Annotated in this window: 7 protein-coding genes; 2 read left to right on the forward strand and 5 right to left on the reverse strand. The window is 66.4% G+C overall.

Annotation, left to right across the window (positions count from 1 at the left end; genetic code table 11):
- Positions 1–181: 181 nt before the first annotated feature.
- On the reverse strand, positions 182–895 hold the full coding sequence (locus BN2156_RS24390) for a TetR/AcrR family transcriptional regulator (RefSeq protein WP_090517393.1): 714 nt from the start codon (positions 893–895) through the stop codon (positions 182–184).
- A gap of 59 nt (positions 896–954) precedes the next feature.
- Positions 955–2,385, reverse strand: a complete 1,431-nt coding sequence (locus BN2156_RS24395; RefSeq protein WP_090517394.1) for a PE-PPE domain-containing protein — start codon at positions 2,383–2,385, stop codon at positions 955–957.
- A 464-nt stretch (positions 2,386–2,849) separates the two neighbouring features.
- Here BN2156_RS24395 and BN2156_RS24400 point away from each other — a divergent pair, with 464 nt between their 5' ends.
- Positions 2,850–3,707, forward strand: coding sequence for a cutinase family protein (locus BN2156_RS24400; RefSeq protein ID WP_090517395.1), 858 nt, complete (start codon positions 2,850–2,852; stop codon positions 3,705–3,707).
- Positions 3,708–3,721: 14 nt separating this feature from the next.
- Here the strand turns inward: BN2156_RS24400 and BN2156_RS24405 are convergent, their stop codons facing one another.
- From BN2156_RS24405 to BN2156_RS24415, 3 genes are all read right to left on the reverse strand, one after another.
- Positions 3,722–4,006, reverse strand: a complete 285-nt coding sequence (locus BN2156_RS24405) for a hypothetical protein (RefSeq protein ID WP_090517396.1) — start codon at positions 4,004–4,006, stop codon at positions 3,722–3,724.
- Positions 4,007–4,021: 15 nt separating this feature from the next.
- On the reverse strand, positions 4,022–5,161 hold the full coding sequence (locus tag BN2156_RS24410) for an inorganic phosphate transporter (RefSeq protein WP_090517397.1): 1,140 nt from the start codon (positions 5,159–5,161) through the stop codon (positions 4,022–4,024).
- A gap of 66 nt (positions 5,162–5,227) precedes the next feature.
- Complete coding sequence (locus tag BN2156_RS24415; RefSeq protein WP_090517398.1) at positions 5,228–5,680, reverse strand: hypothetical protein; 453 nt, start codon at positions 5,678–5,680, stop codon at positions 5,228–5,230.
- Positions 5,681–5,825: 145 nt separating this feature from the next.
- On the opposite strand from BN2156_RS24415, the gene BN2156_RS24420 reads away from it, so the two are divergent.
- On the forward strand, positions 5,826–6,706 hold an 881-nt coding region (locus BN2156_RS24420; protein WP_090517399.1), incomplete at its 3' end, for a DUF7159 family protein.

Consider the following 6,706-nt stretch of genomic DNA (forward strand, 5'->3'; position numbering starts at 1 on the left):
GTGGCGAGCGGCCCGTCCGGATGGTGCGGCCGCTCGTATGTGCCTGCGACCAGCGCGGTTACAGCCCAAATGTGACCGCCGCCACGTCGCATGCTGCCGGAAAGTTACCAGTGGGTAGCGATGTATGACAAGAGTTACTTTTTGCAACAAGGACTCTTGTTGCAAACCTTGGTTCGCAGATTCAGCGCGTGGATGCCGCGATCCCGGCGCGCACCACCGCGACGAAGCTCGCCAGATTGCTGATCAGCGTGTCGATGGTGGGCGGTGAATCGGTGTCGGTCTCCCGCTGGTGCAGCCAGTCGGCCACGCTTTCGAACAGCCCGCCCACGGTCGACACCGCCAGGGCGTGATAGTCGACCGCGCCGGTGTCCGGCAGGCAGGGGAATTCGCGTTGCCGCCAAAGGTTTTCGAGGAATGCCGCGGTCCAGCGGCGGTTCTCGCGGCGCAGCCGCTCGACGCGGGGCGAGATGCCGGCGCATTCCCCGAAGGCCACCACGGCCACCCGGGGATCGTCGACGAGCGCGTGCGCGAACGCCGACAGCAGCCGGTGAACGGTCTCGTCGGGATCGTCGGGCGCATCGGCCAGGGCCTCGACCGCCTGCTTCTCGATCTGCCCGGCGATCTGGGCGAGCAGCGCCAGATAGCAGTCTTCTTTGCTGTCGAACACCTCGTAGAACGCTTTGTTGCCGACATAGGCCGTCTGGCAGATCTGCTCGATCGAGGTGTTCGCGTACCCGTCCCGCGCGATCAGCTCGAACGCCGCCGTCAACAACTGCTCACGGCGATGGGCGCGACGCTGCTCGGCGTCGAGCCCGCGGATCGTGCGCTGTCCGCGGGCCTTTGCTGCCGTCTCCGGCGTTGCGCGTGCGCCGGGCGCCGCCGGCGGTCTGGCCATGGCCCGGAGTGTAGTGCGGCCGGTGTACTTCCGGCCGCACTCGGGCGATGCTCACCTGGTCAGCTTGCCCGGTCCTTCCGGTGGTCCGAGGGACGATGGCGCTGCGCGGGTGCCGACTTCGCGGCCTTCTTGGCGGCCCGGACAGTCTTCCGCTGCCCCGCATCACTGCGCGAGGAGTCCGGTCGCACCTTCACCGGTCGCAGGTGACGCTTGGTCGGCGCGGACTTCTCGGTGGCCGTAGCGTCGACTGACACAGACTCAACAGTGTTCGGCGGCACCGCTTTGCCGCCGATGGACTGGAACACCTTGGCCAGCGGCCGGGTGGCGTTCGACAATGTGGCCGCCACGTCCTTCATCGCTTGACGCAGTCCCTTCTCGAACGGCGAGGTGCCCACCGGTTCGGCCGGATGCTCCGGCAGCGGGGTGTCCGGTTCGGCGTCGGAGACGATGGGCTGGGGCAGGGTGGGGGTGTAGGTCTGGCCGCCGAGGATCGCCAAGGACTGCTCGAACGCGCCGGGCAGTTGGTTGAGTGCCTCGGTCACCTTCTCGTCCGGGGTGACCCAGCTGAATTCCTTGACCCGGCTGGGGTCTGCGGTGCGGTCGTATCCCATCTCGACGAACACTCGCAGCACCGGGTCGATGGCGTCGACGAATCGTTCGGCGCCGATCAGCGAGGCAGGTATGCGCAGCGGCGCCAGGATCGGAAGGTATTGGGGCAGTGTCACGTAGGTGGTGTTGCCGACCTGGGTGGTGACGGCGTTGGGCGCGTCGGCGTGCTCCAGTACGTAGCCGGGGAAGGCGTGCCCGAAGGCCTGTCCGGCAATGGAGTTGACGATGGAAAGCGGGTTGAAATAGGCCGGGAAATCGGCGATGCCGTCGTATTGATTTTGGTAGAAGGTGGTCTTGAACGGGCTGTCGGTGGGGCCGGGACGGCCGAACGGGAAGATGTCACCGAGGACCGGAACGTCACTCCAGGAGGCGAGCCGGGCAAGGATGCCGCCGTTGGGCTGGTACGGGTCGCCGATGAGGATGAACTCGTAATTGTCCGCATTGGCAATATATTTCGGGAGTTTCGCCATCTCGGTTCGCGCGATTTCGGCAACCTGTGTGCCCTGCGATACGCCGATGATCCTGACCCGCTCACCGGCCGGTATCTCGGCGATGTCCTGCAGCAGGTAGCCGGCGCCGATCGCCTCGGATCGTTTCAGGGACTGCGTCCAGTACGGGAGGTCGGACAGTCCCGGCAGGTCCGAGATGATCGGGATGCTGATGCTGATCTGCGCGGGATAAGGCATCGTCTGGTACGAGTCGCCTTCGGGAATGACGCTTCCGTAGAAGAAAACCGGGATGCTCAAGCCGAATGCGTCGTATGACGCACCCACGCCGATCGTCGTGCCGGTCAGTTGAACCGCGGCGCTGTAGGTGGCTGTCGGGGTGCTGACCGTGACCCCCGCAGATACCGCGACGACGACGCCGCCGGCCAATAACATTGGCCCCCATCGAGATGAACCGCATTGCCGGCGCGCACTGCGCAACGACTCCCTCTGCTGCCCCCGACCCTTCATTGCCGCGCCTTCTTTCTCCACCTTGGTGGGTTCGGACATCGTGGTGATTCGGCGCGGCCGCAACGTCTGTGGCCTACGGCCGACGTGAACCGAGGAGGTGTGACGTGCGCCACCTCCGCAGTTCACAGGGCCCGAAAGTTACCAGCGGGACGGGTGGTTCGAGGTGGGATCGCCTGACATTGAGCGAACATCGCCAGGATCCGCGGCGAGAGGGGCCGAGAGAGCTTGGAGCAAACAATGATTCGCGGAGGGCGAGACGTGCCCGCTTCCTGAGAATTCTCTTTGGATCTTGAGGGAACTCTATGCCTGTGCTTGCTCGGAGCGCGCTCAATGCTGCGCTGTGCCACAGTAATTTGGTGGGGAAACTCGGAAGTGCCGGTTTAGCCGTCATGGCGGGGGCGGCTTCCGTGATGAGCAATGTGGCGATGCCGTCCGCCAATGCGGCACCGTGTCCCGATGCTGAGGTGATATTCGCCCGCGGCACGATGGAAGCGCCCGGAGTCGGTGACACCGGACAGGCGTTCGTGGATTCGTTGCGGGCCAACGTCGGCCCCAGATCGGTGGAGGTGTATCCGGTCAATTACCCGGCCACCACCGACTTCCCAACCGCTGTGCAAGGAATCGCCGATGCGCGGGCGCGCATCATGACCACGGCCGCGAACTGCCCCGACACCAAGATGGTGCTCGGCGGGTTCTCTCAGGGCGCGGCGGTCATCGGCTTCGTAACTGCGAGCGTTGTGCCCGATGGGATTTCACCGGACAACGTGCCCGCGCCGATGCCGCCGGACATTGCTGATCATGTTGCGGCCGTCGCGTTGTTCGGGAAGCCGTCGTCGCGATTCATGAAGGTGATCAACAATCCCTCGGTCGTGGTAGGGCCGGGCTACACGGCCAAGGCCATCGATCTGTGTGTCGACAACGACCTGGTGTGCGACCCGCAGGGCAGAAGCTTCGGCATCCACACCCAGTACGCCGAAGAAGGTCTGGTGAATCAGGGCGCCGCGTTCGCGGCGAGCAAGCTCCAGGACGACTGGGCGCAGCAGGAAGCCCGGCCGGCTCCGCCGGCGACGCTGGTGGGCACCGGCCCGTCGCAGCCGTCGCGGGTCCAGCCCGCCCAGCCCGTGCAGGCCGCCCAGCCTGCCCAGCACATGGGCCCGGCACCGCAGTCCCTTCCCGGTCCGGCGCCGGCGCAGAGTCCTCCGGCGCCCACCCCGGCGGCACCGGCACCCGTCGCGCCGCTGGCCTGAGGGGCGCCGACGCCCTAGCGCGCCTTACTGCCGAACAGGTGAATGCCGGTGTGGTGACCGATGAAGTCCTTGGCGATGAACAGCACGCCGGTGACAACCACGACCAACACCAGCGCGAAGATCACCCAGCTCAGCGCGATGAGCAGACGGCGACGGGCGGCGTCTGACGGGCCGTCCGCGATGGCGCCGGCGATGTGCAGCCGGACGCCGAGTGCGAACAGGGTCGGCACGGAAGCGCCCACCACCAGGCCGAAGAGCAGGATCTTGCCGACCGCCACGAGATTGATCCAGTTGTTCATGTCAGTGCCCCGTCCCTACTTGTCCTCGACCGCGGTGAGGCTGCCCTGCCACGCGTCGTTGACGTTCTTGTGGTCGATCGGCGGCTTGCGCGACTTGAGCCAGATGGGCACGGTCGAGGCGATCAGCGCCACGAACCCGATCAGCGGTCCGGCGAAACCGCCGATCCCGTGCACCAGGAGATAGGTGAGCGCGCCCACCAGGCCCGCCGCGGGTAGGGTGATCAGCCACGCGGTGGCCATGTTGCGGGCGACGCCCCAGCGCACTTCGGTGCGCCGGCCCAGTCCGCTGCCGAGGATGGACCCGGTGGCGACGTGGGTGGTGGACAGTGAGTAGCCGAAGTGGCTGGACAGCAAGATGGTCGCGGCCGAGGAGACTTCGGCCGCCATGCCTTGGGGTGCCTCGGTGTCGACGAGTCCCTTGCCCAGGGTGCGGATGACCCGCCAGCCGCCCGAGAGTGTGCCGAGGGCGATAGCGACGGCGCAGGCGGCGATCACCCAGAACGGCGGCATGGTGGCCGCCTCGTCGACGGCGCCGTAGGAGATCAGGGCGAGAAAGATGATGCCCATTGTCTTTTGAGCGTCATTGGTGCCGTGCGCCAGTGAGATCAGCGACGCCGAGCCGATCTGTCCGTAACGGAAGGCGGCGATCGTGCGGTCCTTGGGCAAGCCACGGATCAGCCGGTAGACCAGCCAGCTGGCGATGCCTGCCACCAGGCCGGCGATCAGGGGCGACAACACCGCGGGCACGATCACGGTGGAGACCACGCCGTGCCAGATCACGCCTTGGCCGCCGACCGCGGCGATCATCGCGCCGACGATGCCGCCGATGAGTGCGTGCGACGAGCTGGACGGGATGCCCATGAGCCAGGTCAGCAGATTCCACAGGATGCTGCCGACGAGCCCGGCGAAGACCAGTTCCAGCGTCACCAGATCGGCGTCGACGAGGCCTTTGGCGATCGTGGCCGCCACGGCGGTGGACAGAAATGCGCCGACGAGGTTCAGCAGCGCGGACAGCGCTACCGCTGTGCGAGGTTTGAGTGCTCCGCTGGCGATCGATGTCGCCATGGCATTGCCGGTGTCGTGAAAGCCGTTGGTGAAGTCGAACATCAATGCGGTGAAAACGACGATGCACAGCAGGAGGAACTGTAACGACACGGTAAACAATTGTTGAACAGGGACGCTACGGAAACCTAATTAACTGGCTGAGGTCTCGATCACGTTTCAGCGCTTGGGAATGTCGACGTTGAGGAGCTTGAGCGCGTCCTTGATGCGCAGGTGCGCCTCGTCCATGGTGTTGCCCAACTTTGTCAGCCGGGCCTCACTGTTCGCCGGTGTCAATGCCACGCATTGGTCGGCCATGCTGCGGTAGCCGTTGAAGCCTTCCTGCAGAGCGGTGTTCACCTTGATGTCGGGCCCGGGCAGCACCTTGTTCTGGACCGAGTCGATGTAGGCGCGCATGTCGGTGCACGCGCTGTGCAGTGCGCCGTAGTCGGTCATGTGGTCGGGCGTCACCATCGCGTTGGCGATCGGGCCCATCTGCGTGCCGAGGCCGGCCACCGCGTCCACGACGGCCTGCCGCCATTCGTCGGTCACCGGGGCCGCGGTGGGCTTGCCCGCGACAGCGCATCCGGAGAGCGCGGACGTGACGGCCAAGACGGCGGCGATGTACCTCATATGCAGCGAGCTTATGGTGTGCCGCCATGCGAATGCGGGTTGATACCAGGAGGAAGAGTTTGCGCGTAGATCGCCGCACCCGCCTGTAAGCGCCGTCACACCGGTAACCTTATTGACGACTGACTAGGCAGATCGGGGGATCGGTATGGATCTCGTGCTCGGCCTCGCGATGACTTCGAGAGCCGTTCGGTGGGTGCTCGTCGAAGGCACGACGGGCGAGGGGCGTCCGTTCGATCGCGGCGCCATCTCGCTCGAGGACGTCACCGGCTACGACCCCGACGGCTTGCTGCGGGGCTTGGTCGACGACACCGAGCTCGAAGGCGGACACCGCATCCACGCGATCGGCGTCACTTGGACGAATGACGCCGCGCCGCTGGCGGGCCACATCATGCAGTCCCTGGACGACCGCGGCTACGGAAATGTCTTCGCCGTCTCGGAGATCGAGGCGGCCGGCATGCTGGCCAGCGGCATCTCCGAGATCACCGAGCACGACGACATCGCCGTGTGCATCATCGAACCCGACGCCGCAGTGGTGGCGATCGTGACGCCCGACGACGTCAGCGCCGACCGCATCGAGCGCTCCGAGACCTTTGCCGCCGACCTCGCCGGGCTGCTGGCGCTCACCGGACGGCCGATCAGCGCGATGTTCATCCTGGGCTCCGATGCCCACGACCCGATCGTGACCGAGCTGGCCGAGTCCACCCCGGCGGCGGTGATCACCGCGGCCGAATCCGATCTGGCCTTCGCTCGTGGCGCGGGCCTGGCCGCGGCGCTCGCGGTGAATACCGTTGCCACCCCGGCCAAGGCCGTGCACTGGACCAAGGTGGGCGCACTGTCGTCGGTTGTCGGTGGGGCGCTGGTGACGCTGGTCGTCGCGACCTCGGCCGCGATCGGTCTGCACCTGCATCCCGGCGCGGTGTCGGAAACCGCGCATGCTGCCAGCATCGAGGAAGCGCCCGAGGCGGGTCCGGCGCCCAAGCCGGTGCAGAAGCCTGCCGAGAAGCCCGCCGCCAAGCCGGCGCCACC

This window comes from Mycolicibacterium neworleansense, from assembly GCF_001245615.1.
In the GTDB taxonomy this organism is placed as follows: Bacteria; Actinomycetota; Actinomycetes; order Mycobacteriales; family Mycobacteriaceae; genus Mycobacterium; species Mycobacterium neworleansense.